Raw genomic sequence first — 23,786 nt, 5'->3', positions numbered from 1 at the left:
TAAAAAATTAATTCTTTTCAGAAGCGGCCGCCGCTTTACGTTTTGTTAATTCAGTATTTAACTGAGCAATTCCTTTGCGTACTTTAGTTATACGGGACGGGTTCTCAATAGCTGAAACTGCATGAGCGAATTTCAATTTGGTTAGGGTAGCCCTTTCCTCGCTGATCTTAGCAACAATCTCTTCAGTTGATAGGCCCAAAATTTCTGAGTTCTTCATTTTTCTTTGTTATTTGTTGTCTGTTGGTAAGTTTAAACGTTGTATTGTTTTTATTTGAATGGTGAAATTCGGCATCTAACTTCACAACATTAAAACTTTACAACTCTTCAACTAACTCCTCAATTTATGCTTCTACGTAATCCCTACGTACAATAAATTTAGTTTGCACCGGTAATTTCTGTGCTGCAAGGCGTAAAGCCTCTTTAGCAACTTCCAAAGGCACGCCTTCGGCTTCAAAAATGATCCTTCCGGGGCGTACTACCGCAACCCAGTATTCAGGAGCACCTTTACCTTTACCCATACGTACCTCTGCAGGTTTCTTGGTTACAGGTTTGTCAGGAAATATCCTGATCCAAACCTGTCCTTCACGTTTCATAAAACGTGTTACAGCGATACGTGCAGCCTCGATCTGACGGCTGGTGATCCATGCCGCTTCGAGTGATTTAACACCAAAAGATCCGAATGAAAGTTCAGCACCACGGGTGGCTAAACCTTTCATCCTGCCTTTTTGCATCTTTCTGAACTTCGTTCTTTTTGGCTGTAGCATTTTCTTAAGCTTTTATATCGTTATTCGATATTTGTCTTGTACTTTAATTATTATCTCTTACCTGGGCCACCCGGACGGTTTCCACCTTGTCCACCCGGACGGTTTCCACCTTGTCCGCCCGGACGGTTACCACCGCCACGACGATCGCCACCTGGTTTCCTGTCGCCACGACGCTCACCGCCGCGCTCGCCGCCTCTTTCGTTACCACGGCCACCAAAGCCTGGTGCACCGCCCTCTGGCCTGCCACCTTTACCGCTTGCGCTGCTGGTACCGCCAATGTTTGGAGAAAGATCGCGTTTGCCATAAACCTCGCCTTTGCAGATCCAAACTTTAACACCTATTTTACCATAGGTAGTTAATGCTTCTGCTAATGCGTAGTCAATGTCAGCACGGAAAGTGTGCAAAGGAATCCTGCCTTCTTTATATTGCTCGCTACGTGCCATCTCAGCGCCGCCTAAACGGCCTGAAGTCATTACCTTGATACCTTCGGCACCCATACGCATGGTTGCAGCGATTGTGGTTTTCATGGCACGACGGAAAGAGATACGTGCTTCTAATTGTTTTGCAATGCCTTCTGCTACTAATTGTGCATCAAGCTCAGGACGTTTGATCTCGAAAATGTTGATCTGAACTTCTTTCTTGGTAAGTTTTTTCAACTCTTCTTTGATCTTGTCAACTTCCTGACCGCCTTTACCGATCACAATACCCGGACGGGCAGTGTGGATAGTTACGGTAATGCGTTTTAAAGTACGCTCGATAACTACTTTAGATACACCACCTTTAGCAATACGAGCTGAAAGGTATTTGCGGATTTTTTCGTCTTCAACTAATTTATCGGAGTAGTTGTTGCCACCGAACCAGTTAGAATCCCAACCTCTGATGATTCCTAACCTGTTACCTATTGGATGTGCTTTCTGTCCCATTTCAAATTAATTGTTTTCGTTTTTACTATCCACAACAAGTGTTACGTGGTTTGAGCGTTTACGGATACGGTATCCTCTTCCTTGCGGAGCAGGGCGTAACCTTTTTAACTGACGGCCACCGCCTACAGATACTTCCTTAACAAAAAGGTTGCTGTCTTCAACACGTTTGCCTTCGTTTTTTGCTTCCCAGTTTTTGATAGCTGATAACAAAAGTTTCTCTACACGAATAGCAGCTTCTTTGTTAGTAAATTTCAATATGTATAACGCTTTCTCAACGTTTTCACCGCGGATCAAGTCAACCACCAAACGCATTTTGCGTGGTGAAGTTGGGCAGTCCTGTAACTTAGCAACAGAAGCGCCGCCTACAAGAGCTTTCGCAGCTTCTTTTTGTTGCCTGATCAGTACAGACTTTTTAATTTTTGTTGTTGCTTCCATTGCCTGTTATTTTTTCTTTTCTGCGTGTCCGCGGAATGTACGGGTTGGGGCAAACTCTCCCAGCTTGTGTCCAACCATGTTTTCTGTTACGTACACAGGGATAAACTTGTTACCGTTGTGTACTGCGAATGTATGACCAACGAAATCAGGAGAGATCATGGAACGACGTGACCATGTTTTTACAACTGATTTTTTATTTGCATCATTCAGTACCATAACTTTCTTATCTAAGTTATGATCGATGTAAGGTCCTTTTTTTATTGAACGAGCCATTATTTCTTCCTTCTTTCAATGATGTAACGATCCGATGTTTTCTTCTTGTCACGGGTTTTGTAGCCTTTAGCCAATAAACCTTTACGTGAACGTGGGTGACCACCTGAGGCACGGCCTTCACCACCACCCATAGGGTGATCTACCGGGTTCATAGCTACACCACGTACCCTTGGCCTGCGGCCTAACCAGCGTTTGCGGCCGGCTTTACCTAACACAGCGTTTGCTCTTTCGCCATTTGAAACGGTACCGATAGTTGCCAAACAAGTTGACAGGATCATGCGGGTTTCGCCTGAAGGCAATTTGATGATAGCATATTTGCCATCACGTGCTGATAATTGAGCGTAAGTACCGGCGCTGCGGGCAATTACACCACCCTGACCAGGGTTTAACTCAATGTTGTGAATGATCGAACCAAGAGGGATATTCTTTAATGGTAAGGTATTACCTACTTCGGGAGCTGCTGTTTCGCCTGCTGTTACAATTGTACCAACTGTTAAGCCTTCCGGAGCAATCATGTACCTTTTCTCGCCATCAGCAAAGTGTAGCAGGGCTATACGTGCCGAACGGTTAGGATCGTACTCGATAGTTGCAACTTTTGCCGGGATATCAAACTTATTACGTTTAAAATCAATTAACCTGTATGCTTGTTTATGACCACCACCTAAGTAGCGCATAGTCATTTTACCGCTGTTGTTACGACCGCCCGATCTTTTGTTTGATGCTACAACCAACGATTTTTCAGGAACGTTTGTTGTGATATCTGAATTAGATACATCAACTCTGAAGCGGGTACCCGGGGTAACCGGTTTAAATCTCTTTACTGCCATTTCTATAATTATATATTGCTGTAAAAATCTATTACTTCTCCGTCCTTTAACGTAATGATCGCTTTTTTGTAAGTAGCTGAACGGCCCTGAACGGCGCCTGCCTTAGTATTGCGAGTTTTAAGTTTGCCGACGTATTTCATGGTGTTTACCGCCGTAACGTTTACACCGTACATTGCCTCAATGGCACTCTTGATCTGAATTTTGTTAGCCCTGTGATCAACTTTGAAAGCATAACGGTTAAGCTTGTCAGTTAACTGAGTAACTTTTTCAGTAAGTAGGGGTTGTTTTAAAATTTCCATAATTACTTAGCTAATGCTTCCTCCAAAGTTTTAACAGCACCTGTAGTTAACAACAGCTTGCCTGCGTTTAACACATCATAAGTGTTAAGCTGCTCAACTGAAATTACTTTGCTTTTCTTCAGGTTCCTGCTTGATAAATACACATTGTTATTTTCGGCAGATGCTACTACTAATAATGTTTTTTCATTAGTAACATTCAGATCGGCCTCAAGCTTAATGTAGTTTTTAGTTTTGATGCTATCAAAGCTAAAATCCTCTAACACTAAAATATTGTTATCTTTTGCTTTGTATGATAAAGCTGATTTACGGGCCAGTGATTTAAGCTTTTTGTTTAATTTGAAGCTATAATCGCGTGGCTGCGGACCGAATACACGGCCACCACCGTTAAATAATGGTGATTTAATACCACCGGCACGGGCACCGCCTGTACCTTTTTGTTTGTATAATTTGCGGGTTGAACCTGCAATTTCATTACGCTGTTTTGATTTGTGTGTACCCTGACGCTGGTTAGCAAGAAATTGCTTAACATCAAGATAGATAGCGTGATCATTTGGCTCAATACCGAAAACCGACTCAGGAAGCTGCACCTTGGCACCTGTTTCTTTACCTGATACGTTTAATACGTTAACTTCCATCTTATTTATCCACTATTACGAATGAACCCTTAGCTCCGGGGATGGAACCTTTAACTACTAACAGATTCTGCTCCGCGAAAACCTTAACTACTTCAAGGTTTTGTATTTTAACACGGGCGTTTCCGGTTTGACCTGCCATGCGCATACCTTTAAATACACGTGATGGCCATGATGACGCACCCAAAGAACCTGGCGCACGTAAACGGTTGTGCTGACCGTGAGTTTGCATACCCACGCCGCCAAAACCATGACGTTTTACCACACCCTGAAAACCCTTACCTTTTGAGGTACCTACCACATCAACAAAATCTCCCGCAGCAAAAATGTCGACAGTAACGGTGTCGCCTAATGCTTTTTGATCTTCGAAAGTTTTGAATTCAACCAGTTTACGCTTTGGAGCGCTACCGGCTTTCTGGAAGTGTCCTTTTAGAGGGGCAGAAGTGTTTTTTTCCTTTTTGTCGCCATACGCTAACTGAACAGCAGCGTATCCGTCTGTATCCACAGACTTAACTTGTGTTACCACGCAAGGGCCAGCTTCGATTACTGTGCAGGGAATGTTTTTCCCTGTTTCGTCGAAAATGCTGGTCATTCCTACTTTTTTACCAATAATTCCTGACATTTTTTTAATTGTTTTTGTGCCCATCGAAGCAGTAGGGCTTCGTTCAAGGCATATTTCTCCCCCGAAAGGGACGGCAAAGATAGAAACTTTGTATTAATTATCAAATAGTTAGTAAGTTATTTTTTTATAATTTTTGCATCCGCGTTTTAACATATGTTTGAAAGGTATTTGGCTAAGCATTAGCCGGTTTGATTTTTTGACTTTTCGCAGCCATTTTGGAAGGTATGTTACCACATCACCCGGTTGACGGCGTAAAACTGAAGATGGGCCGGGGAAATTTTTAAAGATTGGGGGGATTAAGGGGAAGGTTACTATAGCCCATAGCCGCTATGCCAACTACAATAATTGCCACCCTAATGATCAGTTCTTAAATTTAATGATTGGAATTTCATAAATTTGAATTTAAACTTCAGATAATGGATACTTTACTTATAGAAGTAACTAATCAAAACGCATATAACCTGCTCAGGGAGCTTGAAAAGTTGCATTTGATCAAAGTTCTCAAAAACACTTCCTCTCCTAAAATAAAGTTATCAGATAAATTTGCTGGCAAATTACCAATCGCTGATGCTGAGAAACTCCAGGAACACATTAAACAAAGCCGTAAAAAATGGGATATTTGATTAATAGCAACGCTATAATTGATTATCTGAGCAGCAATATTAAATGCAAACAATTAACAGTCGGACACTTGAACCATAAGCCAGCATTCCGAGAAATGAAATCTTCCTGCTGTCTCTATTAAGGCTTTTATAAATATTCAGTTCTATTTTATCGCAACTATTTTTTTTGAACAAGTGCATTACCTTGCGCAAACAAGCTAAAGCGTACACCGCCCCGGGTTTCAAAACTGTCTTTTTTTATTAATTGCCTGCTTTTCAACAGTTCAGAAAGTTTCCGGGGTTGATCTTCAACGGAATATGTAAGTACCCACAAACGCTTAACGGCATAGGGACAATGCGTATTTAAAAGGCTATCCTTATAGATTACATCAAGCCGCCCATCTATAACACCTAAATCTTTATAGTATTTTACCGGTAAGCCTGTTAAGTTGCCCGTATAAAGGGCATCGCCTTTTTCAAATTTTTTATTGATGGTTTCAATTCCCCTTTTAATATCATCATGCTGCGTGTAAGGCGGTTGGTGTATAAATACAACCCTGGCCATTAATGCCGGAAGCAGTAAAAAGATAAAACCGATAGCTTTTCCAAATCTCAGATGAGATAGCCCGGTGATTAAAAACTCATAGCTGAATACGCACGTAATGACCAGGCCAGGGGTTAAGTACAAATATAAGCGGGTTTCGAACGGATATAATTTAAGACCGGATAAAACAAGATGGACGCAAACCGGCAGTAATGTTAATATCATGAGATCGTATCTTCTGTACCTAACCAACAGTATGAGCCCCAGGCCGAATAATACCATAATACAGCTCCCGATAAGCTGCCCGAAGTAAAAAAGAAAATAAAAAATGCCGTGAAAGCGACCTGCCATCCACCCCCAAAACGACGAATCAAAGGGCATAAAAGCACCCGCGTTTGACCAGTACCCAACCATTTTATGTTGTGTTGGATGGCTGTAGATAAACACAAAATAATATAAAGCAAAGAAAACACCCCAACACAAATTGGTGATTATAAAATGCCTGCCCAGGGGCCTATTTTCCGATCTCGATTTATAAAACAGGTATACATCAACCGTAAGCAGGATAATTGGTGTGATGTTGGAGAGATATATGCAGATTAAGCCCAGTACCAAAAGCTTATAGTAAAACCCCTTTAATGCATTCTCTTCAATCAACAGGTAATAGAATATGGTAATTACCAGAAGATCGACAATATACTGTTTGGTCTCGCTTGAGTAATAAATTATGGTTTGATTAAAAACAACCAGGCTCAATCCTAAAATAATGCTGTAAATGCTTTTGAAAAGCCTGCTTAGTATCCGGGCAAACAGGGGCAGGAACGCCAAATAGCAGATAAGGGGAAATACCTTAAGCGCATAATCTGATTTGGGCACCAGCGATATAAATGCTTTTTGAATAAGCAGGAACAACACAGGCGCAACCCCATTGTAATCAAGGGGACGGAACAGACCAACAGCATTACGGTGTATTAAATTAAGGGTTAATACAGCTTCATCAAGCCATACGCCCCGGTCGCTTAAAAATTGAATCCCCGCTAATATTATTGCGATTATAAAAAGGGCGTATAAAACAAATCTTTGGGTTAGGTATCTGTTCACTTACATTTCGGGTTAAGGCTTTTAGATTTGAGCCTAAACTACAAAAGTATTTAGATTTTTCCCCGAAAGCTAACCAACAAAAACCGGCACCGCACCGTGACGCCAGGAACATTGCCCTAATTCATAACCACCGAACTCGCAGGCACCTCATCGGCATGCGAAAACGAGCGTGTGAAGCCCGCCTTGTAATAAGGCAACTTTTCGGTACGGTTTTGCGCCTTTAAACTTTGGTACATGCCCAGCATCGACCAGCCGTTACCCGGGTTACGTTCCAGGTCTTCGCGGAAAACCTTTTCGGCCTGCGGGTTATAATCGGTTTTGAGCAGGTAGGCCCCCAGAAACTGCCTTGCCGGGATAGGCCACTCGGCGGGCTCCGAGTAAATCATGTTATCCTCTGTCTGCACTGCTTTTTTTAATGCCGCCATACCATCATCAAACTTATTGCGGCCGAGCAAAATAGCACCATCCAATATGTTTTCGGCAATGGTGGCGCCATCCAGCGCGATATTAAAAGGAATATGCCGCTGTTTTAAAGAGGCATCATCAAGCCTGCCACGCAATAAAGCAAGCTGGGCCACGGCCGAATCCTGCCCGCCCGTATACAGAAATGCCATTCCCCGGGCAAAATGGTATAACACCCGCGCATAGGCCCAGTCGCTATTGGGGCCAACGCTGTCTTTCAGCAGTTCGTGCCATTTGCCAAGGCGCATCATGGTAAATACGGGCATCATGTATAGGTATTGCGAATAAGTATCGCCTGCCGAAGGTTTTACAGCATTGCGGCAGCGTTGAGCCGCTTCCATCCCCCGCTCGTACATAGCCCCGTTAAAAGCACAAAGTGTTTCGACAGCGTAAAAGTGAGAGTTTATTTTTGTGAGCTTTAAATTGGGCGCCAGGGCGGCATAAGTAACAATACATTTGGCTGCTTTTTCATTAACATCAACACCCTGAAAATATAAACCATTGCGCTGATAAACATGACTGGCCATATGCACCATATGCCCGATGCCGGGGAACAATCTTTTTAAAGCCCCTGCATTGGCCAGCGCGGCGCCGGGGTTACGCGAAGCCTCGGTTAAGTGGATATAATAATGCAGCGCCGCCGGGTGCTCCGGATTGGTATTTAAAACACCTTTGCACAAGGTAACCAGTTCGGCTGTCCAGGGTTTATCGGTACCGTCGGGCGCCCAAAAATCCCAGGGGTGAATGAGCATTACCGCGTCGATATACAGCATCTTAAGGTCGGCATCGGTTGGGTAAGCCTGCATCAGTTTCTTCAGATCTTGTGCATAAGCTTCATTGTCGCTTGCGTTGGTGCCCCCCTGCGGGTAACGAAGGTTCATCGCTGCTATCAAGGCTTTTTCCTTTTCGGGAGCGCTGCCGGCAACCGCGTTCATTTGTTTCAAAACAGCAGGCAAACCGGCAGGAGCAACATAAGGTCCGCCGGCGTTATAGTAAGGGCCCAGGCTTAAAGCCTGCCCCCAGTAAGTCATAGCGGCCGAGGGGTCAAAACGCGACGCTTCTTTAAACGACGCGAATGCTTCCTTCATGTGGTAGCTGTAATACATAGTTAAGCCCTGGTTAAAGTAAAACCGGGCGCTGTCATTATGGGCAGCAATGGCATAGCTGTGATGCCCCCAGCCGGGTAAGCGCTGTATAAATTTGCCGTTCCCCGCCGTATCTGCATCCTGTACTATACCCGATCCGCACATTACCGGGATTACCGGTTTTGTTTTGCCCGATACTTTTAATTTTTTTCCCTGGAACGCAAACAAATAGGTAGCAAACAACACCACAGGGAACACAAATAACAGCGATACCTTTTTCATGTTCGACTTTTTTAAATGAGGACTATAATTGGCAGGTATGAAAACCTATACTAATATAAGGTATTATAGGCAGGAATGGATGAGGGAATTGAATTGGGCTGGATAGTCTATTTTGTTGAGCCAAAGGCAGATAAATGTAAATTAAGAAGTAGCGGTTAAATTTATATTATTCCTAATCTCAACCAGTGAAGGCTATTAAAAATGACGGCATCCATCATAAAAACAAAGGACCGGCTTCACCGGTCCTCTGAATAGCATACCCAATCAAAATTTACTTAAGCGTAAATTACATCCAGTGAAATAGGCACATTCAAAGCTTTGGAGATGATGCAATTTGCTTTTGCACCTTCAGCAATGTCTTTAAACTGTTGCTCACTAAGGCCTTCAATAACAGTAGCTTTCAGGTTTAAAGCTATAGCTGTTATACTTAATGCCTGCATATCCAGGTCAAGAATGGCGTCGGTAGTCAGATCCCCAGGGATATAACCCGCCTGTGTTAATGCTGCGCCAACCGCCATGGTAAAACAACCGGCATGGGCCGCTGCAATCAGTTCTTCAGGATTGGTACCTACGCCCTCGGCAAAACGGGTTTTGAAAGAATATTGTGTTTTATTTAATACGGTGCTTTGAGTAGTGATCTCGCCCTTACCATCCTGTAAGGTACCGTTCCAATGTGCATTTGCTGTACGTTTCATGATTTTGTTTTTTGTTGTTGTGTCTTCCGACAGAACAAAAGTACTGTTGTCAATCGCATGAAATTTTAACCTGGGTTAAAATTGGAATGGAGGATTATCAGGGGATTGTAAAGTGTTTTGAAGTGGCTTGTTGTTCAATTTATCTCACTAAATCACAGTGCTGGTAATCAAACCATTACCTCCGTCGAAATTCAGCTCTATAAACTCAACGCCTGTTTATCAGGTCTTTCTCCCATTTTTCAAACATCCTCTTCTCAAAATTATTCAAACCTTTAATCCTGAATAACCCGAGCAGGAGTAAAAACAGCGTTGCTCCGATGGTAAATGATCCGCCAATCCATGCAAGCTTATTACCATTCCGTTTTTCAAACGACTCGTAAACAGGCGAAAGCATTGTTTGCTCTCCTTCAGCAACATCATCGCGCGAGTTTATGGCCGCCTCGTAGTTGGATACCTCACCATCATTAGGTAAGCGGGCCAGGTATATAAATTTGTTTAACGGCTTGTATTTAAAAGCGGTGTCGCAATCTTTTGCAAACTGACTGAAATAGTAATTCTTTTCACTCGCAGATAAACTATTGCTGATAGTTTTGTGGTATTTAAAAACAAACCACGCGGCAGGCTCTGTTTTCGGGATTATAGGTTTTATCTTAAATTTATAACTCTGGGTTACAACCGCTAACGCGCCGTATTTACCGGCATCCCCATATTTAGGCATTACCATAGTAGGATTGACATAACGCATCATCATTATCGAGTCGGCAGGTATTTTTTTTAAAAACAACATATTGCGCAGCGTATCATTAATGATCACCAGTGTTTTAGGGTTTACCCTTTTTCGCATAGCAGCTATCTTGCTGGTATCGGGGAAAACACGGTCAAAAACCGGAACCGCGGCATAAGCATCCATATTAAAATCTGCATTATTTTTATCACTAACAGAAAATATCACCTTAAAGTGGGCCATATGCTTGTTAGGATACTTCTGTTTAACGGTATAATACTTAGTCTGCGGCACATAATGTACCTCGCTTATGCTATCCAGCCGGGTTAGCTTACCGGTAGCTGATTCCAAATAATTTTGTGCGATACAGATTGGTACAGCAAATGTAAAACCGCCTACCATTAACAAAATAGTTATTGGATCACGACTGGTTGCTTTATATGCCTTTAATTGCCTCAACTTAGGAAAAAGCAAAAGCTGCGGCAAAACAAGACCTACAATACCGGGGATAAGAAAATCGGCATCTTTATCTTTCAGCGTAAAAACATTAAACCTGATAAGCAGCAGCCAATGCAAAAAGGTATAAATAATTATGGTGCAAAGGCCTATAAAAACAAAGGGTAAAAAAATGTACTTAAACTTGGCTTTGAACTGGCGCATGTAAAGTTCAGGTTGTGATCAATAAGTTTTAAATATACTGAACGAAAAATTACAGGCAAAAAATTGTTCTGATTTATGAAACGCTCGCGGTAGCGTCGCCGTGACACATACCTAAACCCTCAAAACGACACAATAAAAAATTTCCAGAAAAAATTGCGTAACCCAGAAGTTACTTATACATTTACGTAACTTTAAAGTTACCCATTTTAACAAGGCCTGTTTAATAATGAATTATTCAACTTAAAGATCAAAAAAATGACAACTACAGATTTCACAACAACCTTATTGGTAAACCAAAGCCCTGAAGAAGTTTTTGATGCGTTAAAAAATGTCCGGGGATGGTGGTCAGGCTTACATTCGGAAATATTTGAAGGCAAGTCGGAAAAACTTGGCGACGAGTTTTCATTCTTTGCCGGCGACGGGGCGCACTACACCAAACAAAAACTTGTTGAATTGGTCCCCAACAAGAAAATAGCCTGGCTGATTACCGATAGCAAGCTAACTTTTACACAAAACCAAACCGAGTGGACCGGCACCAAACTTTGCTTTGATATTTCTGCCGAGGGCGATGCTACAAAGATTGTATTTACCCACGTTGGACTGGTACCAGAATTTGAATGTTATCACGCCTGCGCACCGGCATGGACACAATACATCCAGAAGCGGTTGCTGAACTGGATAAATACAGCTACGGCAAGCAAAACAATGTCAGCAGCGCAGTAATGCGTGACCAGCACAAATAGGCTAAAGCCATCCTTAGAAGCAAGGTATGATATTACTTTGCTTCTAAACTTTTTTCGCTGGTCAAGGTTTCAATACAATAAGCCCATTAAACAGATATCAAATAGCGTTCTCCACTGGTCGAAGTTTAGCGACAGCGTAACTTCGTCCTAAAATGAGTTAAGCTTTCAGCTTAACTGGCCTTACCGATCATTGCATGTAAGGGCCATCATTAGTACAAAAACAAATGCTGGCCGGTTGTTTTAAACAACGTAAAATTCAAACTAATCCTCAGAATGTTCTCGCTAATAAAAAGAGGCGAAATGTACGTTGAGAATTATCAAAGAGCCTCTTAAAATCAATTTCATGCCATACAGCTGTTCTATTTGTGATTCACCATCCTAAGTGCAAAATCGAGTGCTTTATCCGCTGGAACAGCCTTATCGGGCTTTACGCCCACTGTTTCCCAATCTGATTTTGTGATAGGATTAATAGCGCGGGCAAAAGGCACATTAGCTACAAATCCGTTACCAACGGTAAACGGTTGTACCGGATGGGCGCCCCCGCCGGTAGTCTCACCAATAATAACAGCCCGTTTTTGCGTCTGTAAGTCGTAGGTTAGCTCTTCACCAGCTGAAAAGGTACGTTTACTGGTTAAAATATAAATAGGCATATTGTGAAATCCCTTTAAAATTGTATCTGGGGTTGCCCAATATGCTGTTGTGGACTTATCTTTTCTTGAATACAAATCATTCAAATGCGTTTTTTGGTTAAACAATAAACCACAAATGAAACTCACCATCCGTGGATCACCACCCATATTGTTCCTTAAATCGATAATTAATGATTCGCTATTACTAACAAAACGAAAAGCAGCAAGCGTCATTATTTTAGCGGCAGAATCCGGCTCAAAAAACCCACCAATTTTTAAATAGCCGATATTCCCGGGCAAAATCTCTGCTTTATCAAATCCGAAATTCACCCTTTTTCTGAACTTTAGCATTCTTTCTTTTTCCATGATTGTATCAGTTTTTCCATTTGCAGACGTGAAAAGAGGATCATAACTAATGGATAAATGGCCGTCGCGATACACAGACAAGAGATCGCTAGTAAGTCTAGCAGCAAATGCAGCCGGGTTTTGAATGGTATCGTAGCTGCCTGATTTAAGCTGGTCCTGAATAAAACTGCCCATCTTTATAGCTGTATCCAAGTAGATATAATTTGCTTTAAGGCTTGCGAATATTTTTTCAACCGTTTCGGATTTTACTTTTTTCGTCAGATTTACTGTCTGAGCACAGACCATTCCAGTTGAAAAGATCGAGATTAGCAACAATGTTTTAAAGATTTTCATATTAGGATTTACAATTTTCTATAATCTTGGTTAAATATTTGTGAAGATGTGCTACTTCCTCTTTGCTTATTCCATCAAGTGCTTGTTTTCGGTTTCTTTCAGTTATAGGCTGCATAGCCTGTAATTTTGCTATTGCCTTATCAGTCGGACTAAGGTTAAACCTTCTTCGGTCATTACTATGGATGGCTCTAGTGAGATATTGTTTCTTTACCAGTATTTCGACAATGCGCGTTACAGATGCAAAATCTTTAAAAGCAGCCTCAGCAATTTCCTGCTGCGTCCAGTCTGGATTGTCACTAACTGCTTTTAAAACGAGCCACTGATCTATTGTTAAATCAAAGCCATTTGTCATCATGTTTCGTTGAGCAAATTGCCTGTAACTCTTAATAGCTTTTTCAAGAGAATAAAAAAGTATGGTATCTAGCTTTTCCATATTATTTAATTGATACAATTATAATTGATATATCAATTAAATCCAAATAGTAATTCGACTTATTAATAAAAATGTTTTTTACATATTATTTGGAAATGTTCCAGCCCTAGAATACAACCGATCTCGATGGAAAAAAAATTCCTCCGTTTATATATCTTTGAGAAACAAATAACCTTATGACAATAAAATTAGGCGACTTCTTCCCTAAGAAATCAGTAGATGAACCAGTATTGGAACTTGACGACCCAAGATGGTCGACCTTAGAAGGGGGTTACAGAGGAACATTATATGATGCTTCAATAGCCCTGAAGAAACTTGAACTTGCAGATAATAAACAAACTATTAACCAAATCTATCAAGAACTATGGAACGAGCTACACCATCAGGGAGACGTTGGTTTAGCCTCATATTATTCAGTTCCTCATTTGGTCAGAATAGCTAAACAAAAACAAATTGTAGATTATAATATACTTGGGCTGGTTTCGGTGATCGAAATACAAAGGCATAAGGACAATCCTCCTTTAACAAGTGCTTTAAAGCCAAACTACAATAAAGCGATTGAAGATCTAGCAGATCTTGCGAAGCTTGCTATGAATCAATATTGGGATTTGGATTTAGCAGCAACGGCGTTAACAGCTATTGCATTAGCTAAGGGGCAAGTAAAGTTGGCAAATGCTATTCTGAACATGGATAGTGAAGATACCATAGATGAGTTTCTCGAATCCTATAGTTAGCCATTGGCGATATATTCCTTGATACAATGAAGAAAAAACTTTGTGGCTTAGAATTTAATATAGAGAATATAGAGCAGATCATTAACATGGGCGGCCCATGGATTTGCTCTATATACCTCGAAAACCATTTAATTTCAGACCATTGTGTTATCGACAATATTTTAGAAGATCCTTCCTTTAAAAGAGTTTATTTCGTTAAATATCACCGTACCTCAAAATGGAAATCAGATAACTTCTTTACTTTGAATTACTTCTCGGTTAATGATAATGAGATCTATCAATCAAAACGAAGATTTGAAATGCTTTATCTTAAAAAACTTTTGAATCAGGAAAGCATCGAGATATTCTATGCATTCCATGACAAAAACCAAGATAGAAGAGATGTCTTCGCAGTCTCTGAACAATTTGATATAATATCAGAATATTTGAAATGACCTTAGCTTTTCTGAAAGCTTACAACCAATGTCAGTGTTCAATTTTTGAAAAACGGGTGTTCAACATTTTACAAGCCAAAATTACAACCCACTGATTATCAATACAAATCTGTTCAAAACAGCGAATAGATGATTTTACAGACTTTATAAACAACTGATTATCAACAACAATCAAATTACAAAAAACAACAAGTGTTCACACCTTAAAAAATTGAACACCTGCTAATCAAGCTTAAATCCGAAATCGAACATCCGAATTCCCAAATCAAAAAACTACTCCATCATCAGCCTGCGGATCAGCTCCGCGCTCTGGGCTTTGCCCTCTTCAAGCCGGTGGCTAAAGAATGCCTGCGTATCATTAAAGTGTTTCTTATACCCCTCCATATCCCCATATCCAATAATAGCCGACCATTCCCTCACCGCCGAGTGAAACTCCAGGTCGTCGCCGCGGATGGTTTTATCGTACAGCGCTGTTTCCAATGATTCTTCCAGCAGCTCTTCGTTCTTGAAAAGGTATTCGGCAATGCCCAAACGCAGGCGGAAAGGAGGGGTTTGGCAAATGAGGTTATCATAGGGGTTAACGCCAAGGTGGTACCAGGCATCAACCATGCTCAGGATACTGAGGTGCGAGTTTGGCTTTTGATGATCGGCATGCTGTGACAGCGAAAACTCCTTCATCACGGTATCATTAAGCATAATAGGCTTGCGGCTTTCGTGAAAAACAAAGTCGCGTGCGCGATGAAGGCGTTGCTTAAATGCATCGGCCTCTTCCTTGATCATCAACTTAAACAACTCCGACTCCGATTCTGCATAACGTTTCACCTGCTGGCGGGCATACGGGTTGAGGATGGCCAACCCGGCGTAAACGTGGGCCTTATAGCTGAAGATGCGGAGGGTGGTCAGGATCTTCACATTATCTATCCCCCCAATATATGAAGCGTTTTCCCAGGGGAAAAATCCGGCCGATTTCCAGGCCGTGCCCATGCTCTCAAAACCAACGTGGGTAACGGCCTGGGTATCGGCTACGATGCGGTCGTGCTCGTGGTAGTCGGCAATTTCAACTATATTGCTGCCAATGGCTGTAAACAGGTCATACATGCGCTGGTAGGCATCGGGCGTTGAGCGGTGCGGGATCAGGATGAGGGTTTGCCCGGCGGGTTCAAACCCCGGGCCGTGCATCCCATGAAAGGTAACTATCTGGGCATCGGCAGGCAGGTGCTTTTCAAAGGTGGCAATCTCCGGGGACTTAACCGAAGTTTGTCCGGCCACAATGGCACCGTATTTGGTTGAAGGGCCATACTCAGCAACCACACGCTCCATGCTATCGGCCTCAACCGAATAGATGATGAGGTCGTTGATACGGGCAACATCGCTACCGTGATCCATAACGGTGATGCCGTGGGGCGTAAGCTCTTCTTCAAGCTTTTCACGGTTCGCCGGCAGGTCGCAGCCCGAAACGGTGTAACCGGCCTTTGCGAAAGCCTTTGCGTAAAGGCGGCCCATGTCGCCTAACCCAATAATACCTATATTCATGCCGCTAATATAACTATGAGTAGGTTAATTACGTACGAAAGCTTATTTTAGCCTCAAAAACGCAGGGTGTATATAATAAAAACCGTAAACATCCTGTTTTGTTAATAGCATATACCTAATTTTACATTTGATGAACAAGCATTTACTACTTACGATAACGGTTTTAATAGCGATGATAACGGGCAGTGTTGCGGCAACTTTTGCACAGGACAGCACCAGGAAAAAAACCGCTACCTTAAAGCCCAATGCTATTCCGCCCATTGTAAGATCGAGCCCGGCAGCGCTTAAAAATCCGGCTGCAACGCCGCAACAACCGGCTAAATCTGCTTATACCCTGCCCAAAATCAGTGCTGCTGCCGATTCGGCCCTGCAAAAAGATAAAAGCCTTAATGGCCAGTACAAATACCTGCTCAGCAAACTATACCACTATCAGCAGCCGCTGGTTGCCGCCCTGTGGAAAAACATGAAGGATACCCTCAACACCGAGCGCCGCCAGCTTAAAGAGGCCCGGGCCAAACTTGCCGAACAGGGTAAAAATGTTGAAAGCCTTAAATCTGACGCAAGCAGTAAGGAGCAAGCCCTTAATGAATCAAATGCCAAACGCGATGAGATAAGCCTATTAGGCATTCCGTTTACTAAAGCAACATACAACCTGGTAATGTGGGGCTTGGTTATTGTTTTTGGAGTGGTTGCCGTTATCGTGATAGCCCGCTCGGGTGCACACAGCCGCGAAGCCAAATACCGCATCAAGCTTTACGAAGAGCTTGACGAAGAATACAAAGCCTATAAAGCTAAAGCCAACGAAAAAGAAAAGAAACTTGCCCGCGAACTTCAAACCGAACGCAATAAGCTTGATGAACTGTTAGGCAGAGGGTAATTTTTTTGATTTCGGAATTGAGATTTTCGATTTCGAATTTTTTATCGGCAACTTAACATTTATTGATTTTATTTGTCACCTTGAGTGATAGCGAAAGATCTTCTTGACTTTGCATAACTGCTATACAGGACGAAGAAGATGATTCACTATGTTCAGCATAACAAAATATTAACGCCTACTATGCCCAACACCAACCTGCTTTCCCTTATAACCCAACTGCGTTCCATTGCCGATACAGGTCTGCTATACGCCAAAAACGAATACGATATTGAACGTTACCAGGAACTGCAACACCTGAGCACTAAAATGTTTGATGAGGTAAGCGGCTATGGTGCAGAAACCATCAACCTGCTATTTCCACAGGCAACGGATTACCCTACTGCCAAAGCTGATTTACGCGGCATCCTGCTATCGCCGGATAATAAAATCTTGCTGGCCAGGGAGAGTGGAGATGGAAAATGGTCGTTACCCGGTGGATGGGGCGATATAGGCTATACACCTAAGGAAACCATAGTAAAAGAGTTTTGGGAGGAAACCGGCTTGCAGGTTACTGCCGACAGGCTGCTGGCCGTATTTGATAAAAAAATGCACCCACACCCGCCACAGCCTTTTTATGTATATAAAATGGTTTTCTACTGTAAAGCCATAACCACAGAAATTAATAAAGGCTTTGATGTGCTGGATGTGCAGTATTTTGACATCAACAATCTGCCCCCACTATCTGAAGACCGGATCCTGAAAAGCCAGATAGAACTACTCTACCAAAAGATCATTACTAACGATATCAGCGTTTGGGCAGATTGATTAATGCTAACTGCGCCAACTCATGTCTAACCCAAACTGTTACTGCAACTGTCGCTGCTACAAAAAAACTACTCCTTCAAATCAGGCAGCGTACGTTTATCAGCCGGTAGTGCCAGATACTTCTTGTACGAATCATTGATATAAACCGCCATGGAAGGGCCGTTGTTATTTTTGACAAACTCGTATGAAGGCCTGTAAATAGTCATGAAGTTCTCCAGCTCCTGTCCGCGCAGAGGGATAATGCTTTGTACGTAATTCATGGTAAACACTTCGTCAACATGGCGTTCTTCCTCCTCGTGTTTAAAGTACTTTTTAAGGCGGCGGGCATCTTTTGCCTCCTTGCTAAACCACGATGTAGGTGATAGCGGATAAACTTTAGCGCGGGTATACACTTCGGGATACTCTTTGTGAGCGTCAAATGTTTCGCGTTTGGCGCTGATATTAACCTGCCTCAGGGCTATGGTTTGGGCAACCATCTCTATTTTCTTGTTGGTAAAATCGGTTACATATAAGGTATCTGATACATAACCCGGAGAGCTAAAAATCAGGGTGTGCCCTGTTTCTGTACGGATAGTGAAATTACCTTTACTATCGGTAAGTGTCATTTGCCTGTTTTGGTTGTCTCGCACAAAAACATCGCTCATTTTATTGTTTTTGCCCAACTCAACAACAGTCCCTTTTACAGTGGTTTGAGCATTTACGGTATAAGCCCAAAATAGCAAGGCAGATAATATAAGGTATGGGTATTTCATAGCAGATTATTTGTGCTGTAAATTAAACTTATTTTTTGTTCCAAAGGTTTTCATTTTAACACTTTTTCACCGCTGCGCTAACTTAAATGACAAAACACTGAATCAGCCCATAATATAATGCAAAAAAAACGCCCCATCAAATTGATGGAGCGGATGGCAAGTCATTATTGTTGTATTATGTCCCGGTATCGTTTTACTCAGGATTTAGGTTAATATCGGTTAACTTTAAAATCAGAGATCCCACCACTCATATGGATCAGGATCCTGTTTTTTGCGGCATCAAAGCCATCGGTTTCGTAGTCGTTATCACTCTTTTTACTAAAGCCCTCAAACTCGTTTGATGAGAGGCCGGTATTGGAGGTGATACGGCATGCAGCACCTTTTGGTACCCTTATAGTAACCTCAGATGCACCGGTTGAAACCTCTATATTAGTATTGGCAAGAGGGGCTCCAAGCTTCACATCAAACGATGCTGCACCGCCCTTTAAAGATAAGCTTTTTATTTTAAATTTTGAAAGATCAAAATTTAAATCTGTTGCACCTGTAGTTACGTCAATATCCCAAACCGGATTGGTGTTTAATTTGATGTCGGCCTTGTTGTTTTTGCGGTCGTCGGAGTCAAAATGAAAACCTTTATTATTTTTCAAATTAAGGTTAAGCACATATACCGAATCATCCTTACTATGGTTAAAGGTATACTTACCGTAAAGTTCCTGCGTTTGGGCATTGAACAAATCGGCAGTACTATCGCTTAAATTATAAATGGTACCGCCGCCGCTGATGTTAAGGCGGGCATGTTTAATATCCGCAGTATACTCCTGTTTAAAAGTTTTATCGCCGCCTATTTTAACCACACCCTGATCGGTGTTGGTGGTATCGCTGTCGTCGTCATTGTTATAATCATCGCTGTGGAAGGTCCATGCGTTTGGCCAAAAATGGTAGCGCTTGCCAAAGTTGCCAAATACCAGCAATGCAAAGCAGCCTACTACAACCGCCAGCTTCAGGATAGTAGCTAATGGCGACTGGTTGCCTGCAAATACCAGGCTGATACCCCCCATTATTAAAAATATAGGCCATAGGTACAGGAGGTTCATCCAGTCGAAATTTATTACGTGGAAGTTATCCAGCAGAAATACCACTCCCAACAATACCAGGATCGCGCCCGGAACAAGTTTATCGCTTCTCATAATATTATATAGTTGGAGGTGTATCTTTTGTTTCTGTTTCTTCTTTTGCAGGTTCGGCTTCCGGAGCGTCCGTTACCTCCTTAGCATGCCAGTTTTGTTTTTCCCATGGCTGTTTTTTTATTCCTGAAATTATCAGGGCAATACCGGCGCCCACCAGCATTACGGGCCAAAGGCTTTCAAAATCCCAGTCGGGCATCAGGTCAAGCTCGTTAAGCAGAAATATCGACCCTAAAAATATCATCGCCACGCCAAATATTAACCCAACTGTTGAAGCCTGCTTTTTGGGAGGATTTACAAATGGCGGAGAATTGAAAGGCCGGCCGGCAAATTTCGGGTCGTAAAAGGGCCCTGATTGTGGGGCACCTGTAAACGGGTTGTCCTGCGGAGGTACCCTGTAATCAACGCCGGGGGTAAAGTCAAAACCTTTCTTGGGCAGTACTATCCACAATACTATATATATAGGTAAGCTAAAGCCCTTTAAAATAAGGGCAACTAAAAATGCAGCCCTGACAACTGCCACATCCGTGCCAAAATGCTCGGCAAGGCCCGCGCAAACACCGCCTATTACCTTTCGGTGTTCATCGCGATGAAGTTTCTTTTCCATAATTTATGTTCGTTTATGTTTTAAGTTGATTGATCATAACTGGCCCGGCGCAGGTTTGATGATGATTTCGTCGACATTGGCGCCGGGGCTCATCCTGTAAATATTGATGATTGCCGATGCTATGTCTTCGGGCAGCACCATGGTGTTTGGGTCAACCACCGCGTCTTTCCATGAATCCGTTAACGTTGATCCGGGAATTACGGCGGTAACTTTTACACCATGCTCCTGCATCTCGAGCCTCATTACTCTTGTTAGACCTAACAACGCATACTTTGTTACACTGTAACTCCCCGCTTGTGGTACAGGGTTTATTGCGGCTACCGAACATATATTAAAAAAGTGTCCGTTACGCGCCTTTGCCATAGTTTTACCAAAATAACGGTACAACTCATAGGTCGGCATCAGGTTGGTATTCATCTGAATTGGAAGGGTATCCTCATTATCATCCAATATACTTGCGGGGATGAACGTGCCCAGGTTATTTACTACAACATCAATAAAACCAAGTTCGTTCTCGGCAGCTGAAGCAAACTTCAACAGTTCGGCTTTTTTGCTGCCATCGGCCTTCATAGCAAAAACCTTTACCCCTGCATCAACCTGTTCAAGTTCATCTTTAAAATTTAATAATTCTTGCTCATTCCGCGAACAAATTGCCACGTTTAATCCTTCATTAGCAAAAGCAATTGCAATTGAGCGGCCCATGCCTTTAGTTGAACCGGTGATGAGTACGTTTTTCATGTTGTTAAATTAATTTTTATAGTTAGTGAAGCTTTATGCCCGCAATTTACGTAAGCAGAGTAATTGAAACGCTTATAAAATTGAATTTAAATGACTGGTTTTAACACCTGACCATTTAGGCTTAAAGGTAAAAAGCGTATTTTTAACCGATTTTTTATGCATCTACATGTTTCATAGCTTAGGAAAATATATACTCTTACTGCGTTTAAGTTTCAGGAAACCCGAAAAATTCAGTGTATACTGGGCCGAGATCATGCGTGAGATGGTTTCGGTGGGTATTGGCTCTTTAGGCATTGTTGCTATTATTTCGCTTTTTATTGGCGCGGTAGCTACCATCCAAACGGCTTTCCAGCTTATAAGCGATTTTATCCCCAAAACAGTGGTAGGCGGTATTACCCGCGATTCAACTATCCTGGAGTTTAGCCCAACCATATCGGCACTGGTTTTGGCCGGCCGTGTAGGCTCGGCCATGGCATCGCAAATTGGCACGATGCGCGTTACCGAACAGATAGACGCCCTGGAGATTATGGGTGTAAATGCCCCTGGTTATTTGATATCGCCCAAAATCATTTCCGGTGTTACCATGATCCCCTTACTGGTTATTGTTTCTGTAGGTTTAGGATTAACCGGCGGCTATATTGCCTGTTGGGCATCAAATGATGTATCAACCAACGATTATTTGAGAGGCCTGACCGACGGATTTAACCCGGTTATTGTCACCGTTTGCGCCGTTAAAGCGATATCATTCGGCTTCGTAATTACCTCCATATGTTCATACCAGGGCTTTTATGTTAACGGCGGATCACTTGAGGTTGGCCAATCTGCAACACGCGGGGTGGTGTGGAGCTGTATCATGATCCTGTTTTGTGACCTTATCATTTCACGCCTGTTACTATGATCGAAATACAAGACGTATATAAAAGCTTCGGCGAAAACGAAGTACTGAAGGGCATCACTGCAATTTTCCATCCCGGAAAAAACAACCTGATCATCGGTGGGTCTGGTTCTGGTAAAACCACTTTGCTTAAATGCATTGTTGGGCTGCATGAACCTACTAAGGGCGATGTGATTTTTGATGGCGAGAATTTTACCAATATGAATTTTGAGCAACGCGTGCCCATCCGTACTCAAATAGGGATGCTTTTTCAGAACTCGGCCCTTTTTGACTCCATGACGGTTGAGCAAAATATCATGTTTCCGCTTAACCTGTTCACCGATCAATCAAAAAGCGAAAAACTTGACCGCGCCAACTTTTGTCTCGAAAGGGTTAACCTTGCCGGCAAAAACAAATTATATCCATCCGAACTATCAGGAGGTATGAAAAAACGTGTGGGTATCGCCCGCGCCATTTCCATGCAACCTAAATATCTGTTTGTTGACGAACCTAACTCGGGTCTTGATCCGGTAACATCTATCCTGATAGATGAACTGATTGCCGAACTTACGGCAGAGTACAGCATTACTACCGTAGTGGTAACCCACGATATGAACTCGGTAATGGGGATTGGCGATCACATCATTTTCCTTCACCAGGGTAAAAAATGGTGGGAAGGATCGAATAAGGAGATAGCCAAAACCGACAACAAAGAGCTCAACGAATTTGTATTTGCCAGTCCGTTTATGCGGGCAGCGAAGGCTACTTTGTAGTTGACGGTTTTCAGTGGCAGTAAGCAGTGTGTGCAGAGTTATCTGCATGTATTTTTATAATAACTATATTTGCAACCAATTTATTGACTGGGGCATGCAAACTGCCAACAGCATACTGCAAACTGAATAAGAATGATCCAATTACTTACCCCAACGCACTGGAAAGATTACGAACTGATTGATTGCGGCGACTTTGAAAAGCTGGAACGTTTTGGGAATATCATACTCATCCGCCCCGAACCGCAGGCCGTTTGGAACAAAACCCTGCCCGCTTCAGAGTGGCAGCGCTTGTACCATATCAAGTTTAAAGGCCGTTCGGCAACATCAGGCGAGTGGTTAAAAAAAGATCCTAAAACTCCCGACCGCTGGCATATCGAATATAAAAACAAGGAAGCCGCCATTAAATTCAGGCTGGGCCTTACCTCGTTTAAACATGTTGGTATCTTCCCGGAACAGGCTGTAAACTGGGATTACATTAGCCAAAACGTTAAACGCTTCAAAACGCCAGATCCTAAAGTACTTAACCTGTTTGCCTATACCGGCGGTGCTTCATTAATTGCGCGCGCCGCAGGTGCCGATACCACTCACGTTGACTCCATTAAACAAGTAGTTACCTGGGCCAATGAAAACCAGGAAATTTCAGGACTTAAAGACATACGCTGGGTTGTTGAGGATGCCCTGAAGTTTGTTAAACGCGAATTGAAACGCGGTAAAAAATACAATGGCATCATTCTCGATCCGCCAGCTTACGGCAATGGGCCAAACGGCGAAAAATGGAAACTGGAAGATAATATCACCGAAATGATGCGTGATGTAACCCAACTGCTCGACCCTGAAGAGCATTTCCTGATCCTGAACACTTACTCTCTTGGATTTTCATCTGTAATAGTTGAAAACCTCATTAAAAGCTCGTTCCCGCAGGTGCAAAACCTCGAAATTGGCGAGCTTTACCTGCAGGCAACAGCCGGGCCAAAACTACCTTTAGGGGTTTTTGGAAAGTTTCATAAAATTAAAAGTAATTAATTTCCAATATCTATCTTTG

The 23,786-nt window shown here is 42.5% G+C and carries 29 protein-coding genes; 9 read left to right on the top strand and 20 right to left on the bottom strand.

Annotated elements, in window-relative coordinates; all coding sequences use genetic code 11:
* Positions 1-7: 7 nt before the first annotated feature.
* From rpmC to rplC, 9 genes are all read right to left on the bottom strand, one after another.
* Positions 8-217, bottom strand: coding sequence for a 50S ribosomal protein L29 (gene rpmC / locus J3L18_RS30245; protein ID WP_090529266.1), 210 nt, complete (start codon positions 215-217; stop codon positions 8-10).
* Positions 218-341: 124 nt separating this feature from the next.
* Positions 342-764: a 50S ribosomal protein L16 gene (gene rplP / locus J3L18_RS30240; RefSeq protein ID WP_090529269.1), complete on the bottom strand. Its 423-nt coding sequence runs from the start codon at positions 762-764 to the stop codon at positions 342-344.
* Positions 765-814: 50 nt separating this feature from the next.
* On the bottom strand, positions 815-1,687 hold the full coding sequence (rpsC, locus tag J3L18_RS30235; protein WP_090529273.1) for a 30S ribosomal protein S3: 873 nt from the start codon (positions 1,685-1,687) through the stop codon (positions 815-817).
* A 6-nt stretch (positions 1,688-1,693) separates the two neighbouring features.
* Positions 1,694-2,122, bottom strand: a complete 429-nt coding sequence (gene rplV, locus J3L18_RS30230) for a 50S ribosomal protein L22 (RefSeq protein ID WP_091165379.1) — start codon at positions 2,120-2,122, stop codon at positions 1,694-1,696.
* 6 nt (positions 2,123-2,128) lie between these two features.
* Positions 2,129-2,395 (bottom strand): 30S ribosomal protein S19, encoded by a 267-nt coding sequence (gene rpsS, locus J3L18_RS30225; protein WP_022832979.1) that lies wholly within the window; start codon positions 2,393-2,395, stop codon positions 2,129-2,131.
* The gene (rplB, locus tag J3L18_RS30220; protein WP_090529279.1) at positions 2,395-3,222 is read right to left on the bottom strand and encodes a 50S ribosomal protein L2; all 828 of its coding nucleotides are present in this window, start codon (positions 3,220-3,222) and stop codon (positions 2,395-2,397) included. Before rplB ends, rpsS begins: the two co-directional genes overlap by 1 nt.
* Before the next feature lie 8 nt (positions 3,223-3,230).
* Positions 3,231-3,521, bottom strand: coding sequence for a 50S ribosomal protein L23 (gene rplW, locus J3L18_RS30215; protein ID WP_090529282.1), 291 nt, complete (start codon positions 3,519-3,521; stop codon positions 3,231-3,233).
* Positions 3,522-3,523: 2 nt separating this feature from the next.
* Positions 3,524-4,156, bottom strand: coding sequence for a 50S ribosomal protein L4 (gene rplD, locus J3L18_RS30210; RefSeq protein ID WP_090529285.1), 633 nt, complete (start codon positions 4,154-4,156; stop codon positions 3,524-3,526).
* Between the two features lies 1 nt (position 4,157).
* Entirely contained in the window at positions 4,158-4,775 is a 618-nt protein-coding gene (gene rplC, locus J3L18_RS30205) for a 50S ribosomal protein L3 (RefSeq protein WP_090529696.1), read from the bottom strand.
* A gap of 416 nt (positions 4,776-5,191) precedes the next feature.
* Between rplC and J3L18_RS30200 the strand changes: the two genes are divergently transcribed.
* Positions 5,192-5,398, top strand: coding sequence for a hypothetical protein (locus J3L18_RS30200; protein WP_129569165.1), 207 nt, complete (start codon positions 5,192-5,194; stop codon positions 5,396-5,398).
* Between the two features lie 157 nt (positions 5,399-5,555).
* On the opposite strand, the gene J3L18_RS30195 is transcribed toward J3L18_RS30200, so the two are convergent.
* From J3L18_RS30195 to J3L18_RS30180, 4 genes are all read right to left on the bottom strand, one after another.
* Complete coding sequence (locus J3L18_RS30195; protein WP_129569166.1) at positions 5,556-7,022, bottom strand: hypothetical protein; 1,467 nt, start codon at positions 7,020-7,022, stop codon at positions 5,556-5,558.
* 116 nt (positions 7,023-7,138) lie between these two features.
* A complete protein-coding gene (locus J3L18_RS30190) occupies positions 7,139-8,851 on the bottom strand; it encodes a hypothetical protein (protein ID WP_129569167.1) in 1,713 nt (570 codons plus the stop codon).
* A 275-nt stretch (positions 8,852-9,126) separates the two neighbouring features.
* Positions 9,127-9,546 carry an OsmC family protein gene (locus tag J3L18_RS30185; protein WP_129569168.1) on the bottom strand — a complete coding sequence of 140 codons (420 nt, stop codon included), beginning with the start codon at positions 9,544-9,546 and terminating at the stop codon, positions 9,127-9,129.
* A gap of 205 nt (positions 9,547-9,751) precedes the next feature.
* Positions 9,752-10,930 (bottom strand): hypothetical protein, encoded by a 1,179-nt coding sequence (locus tag J3L18_RS30180; protein WP_129569169.1) that lies wholly within the window; start codon positions 10,928-10,930, stop codon positions 9,752-9,754.
* 255 nt (positions 10,931-11,185) lie between these two features.
* On the opposite strand from J3L18_RS30180, the gene J3L18_RS30175 reads away from it, so the two are divergent.
* Complete coding sequence (locus J3L18_RS30175) at positions 11,186-11,653, top strand: SRPBCC family protein (RefSeq protein ID WP_129569170.1); 468 nt, start codon at positions 11,186-11,188, stop codon at positions 11,651-11,653.
* A gap of 379 nt (positions 11,654-12,032) precedes the next feature.
* Here J3L18_RS30175 and J3L18_RS30170 read toward each other — a convergent pair whose 3' ends face one another.
* Together J3L18_RS30170 and J3L18_RS30165 are read right to left on the bottom strand one after the other, a co-directional pair.
* Positions 12,033-13,001 (bottom strand): S41 family peptidase, encoded by a 969-nt coding sequence (locus J3L18_RS30170; protein ID WP_129569171.1) that lies wholly within the window; start codon positions 12,999-13,001, stop codon positions 12,033-12,035.
* A 1-nt stretch (position 13,002) separates the two neighbouring features.
* The gene (locus J3L18_RS30165; RefSeq protein ID WP_129569172.1) at positions 13,003-13,434 is read right to left on the bottom strand and encodes a MarR family winged helix-turn-helix transcriptional regulator; all 432 of its coding nucleotides are present in this window, start codon (positions 13,432-13,434) and stop codon (positions 13,003-13,005) included.
* Between the two features lie 176 nt (positions 13,435-13,610).
* Here J3L18_RS30165 and J3L18_RS30160 point away from each other — a divergent pair, with 176 nt between their 5' ends.
* Both J3L18_RS30160 and J3L18_RS30155 read left to right on the top strand, forming a co-directional pair.
* Positions 13,611-14,168 carry a hypothetical protein gene (locus tag J3L18_RS30160; RefSeq protein ID WP_129569173.1) on the top strand — a complete coding sequence of 186 codons (558 nt, stop codon included), beginning with the start codon at positions 13,611-13,613 and terminating at the stop codon, positions 14,166-14,168.
* A gap of 26 nt (positions 14,169-14,194) precedes the next feature.
* The gene (locus J3L18_RS30155; RefSeq protein WP_129569174.1) at positions 14,195-14,602 is read left to right on the top strand and encodes a hypothetical protein; all 408 of its coding nucleotides are present in this window, start codon (positions 14,195-14,197) and stop codon (positions 14,600-14,602) included.
* Positions 14,603-14,875: 273 nt separating this feature from the next.
* On the opposite strand, the gene J3L18_RS30150 is transcribed toward J3L18_RS30155, so the two are convergent.
* Positions 14,876-16,135, bottom strand: a complete 1,260-nt coding sequence (locus J3L18_RS30150) for a prephenate dehydrogenase (protein WP_129569175.1) — start codon at positions 16,133-16,135, stop codon at positions 14,876-14,878.
* A gap of 130 nt (positions 16,136-16,265) precedes the next feature.
* On the opposite strand from J3L18_RS30150, the gene J3L18_RS30145 reads away from it, so the two are divergent.
* Together J3L18_RS30145 and J3L18_RS30140 are read left to right on the top strand one after the other, a co-directional pair.
* On the top strand, positions 16,266-17,012 hold the full coding sequence (locus J3L18_RS30145) for a hypothetical protein (RefSeq protein ID WP_129569176.1): 747 nt from the start codon (positions 16,266-16,268) through the stop codon (positions 17,010-17,012).
* Positions 17,013-17,150: 138 nt separating this feature from the next.
* A complete protein-coding gene (locus J3L18_RS30140; protein ID WP_208102362.1) occupies positions 17,151-17,816 on the top strand; it encodes an NUDIX hydrolase in 666 nt (221 codons plus the stop codon).
* Positions 17,817-17,884: 68 nt separating this feature from the next.
* Here the strand turns inward: J3L18_RS30140 and J3L18_RS30135 are convergent, their stop codons facing one another.
* The 4 genes from J3L18_RS30135 to J3L18_RS30120 form a co-directional block, all read right to left on the bottom strand.
* Positions 17,885-18,568 (bottom strand): carboxypeptidase-like regulatory domain-containing protein, encoded by a 684-nt coding sequence (locus tag J3L18_RS30135; protein WP_091165341.1) that lies wholly within the window; start codon positions 18,566-18,568, stop codon positions 17,885-17,887.
* Positions 18,569-18,777: 209 nt separating this feature from the next.
* The gene (locus J3L18_RS30130; RefSeq protein WP_129569177.1) at positions 18,778-19,755 is read right to left on the bottom strand and encodes a toast rack family protein; all 978 of its coding nucleotides are present in this window, start codon (positions 19,753-19,755) and stop codon (positions 18,778-18,780) included.
* Positions 19,756-19,759: 4 nt separating this feature from the next.
* Positions 19,760-20,359 (bottom strand): PspC domain-containing protein, encoded by a 600-nt coding sequence (locus J3L18_RS30125; protein WP_129569178.1) that lies wholly within the window; start codon positions 20,357-20,359, stop codon positions 19,760-19,762.
* A 33-nt stretch (positions 20,360-20,392) separates the two neighbouring features.
* Positions 20,393-21,097, bottom strand: a complete 705-nt coding sequence (locus J3L18_RS30120; RefSeq protein WP_091165331.1) for an SDR family oxidoreductase — start codon at positions 21,095-21,097, stop codon at positions 20,393-20,395.
* A 166-nt stretch (positions 21,098-21,263) separates the two neighbouring features.
* On the opposite strand from J3L18_RS30120, the gene J3L18_RS30115 reads away from it, so the two are divergent.
* The 3 genes from J3L18_RS30115 to J3L18_RS30105 all read left to right on the top strand — a co-directional run bounded on the left by J3L18_RS30115 (position 21,264) and on the right by J3L18_RS30105 (position 23,767).
* Positions 21,264-21,995 (top strand): MlaE family ABC transporter permease, encoded by a 732-nt coding sequence (locus J3L18_RS30115; protein WP_090529338.1) that lies wholly within the window; start codon positions 21,264-21,266, stop codon positions 21,993-21,995.
* Complete coding sequence (locus J3L18_RS30110; RefSeq protein ID WP_090529341.1) at positions 21,992-22,744, top strand: ABC transporter ATP-binding protein; 753 nt, start codon at positions 21,992-21,994, stop codon at positions 22,742-22,744. Before J3L18_RS30115 ends, J3L18_RS30110 begins: the two co-directional genes overlap by 4 nt.
* A gap of 132 nt (positions 22,745-22,876) precedes the next feature.
* Positions 22,877-23,767, top strand: a complete 891-nt coding sequence (locus J3L18_RS30105; RefSeq protein WP_129569179.1) for a class I SAM-dependent methyltransferase — start codon at positions 22,877-22,879, stop codon at positions 23,765-23,767.
* The last annotated feature ends 19 nt before the right edge of the window (positions 23,768-23,786 follow it).

This window comes from Mucilaginibacter gossypii (assembly GCF_017569325.2).
GTDB lineage: Bacteria > Bacteroidota > Bacteroidia > Sphingobacteriales > Sphingobacteriaceae > Mucilaginibacter > Mucilaginibacter gossypii.
Note: the sequence above shows the minus strand (reverse complement) of the source record. Positions and strands in the feature narration are given on the sequence as shown.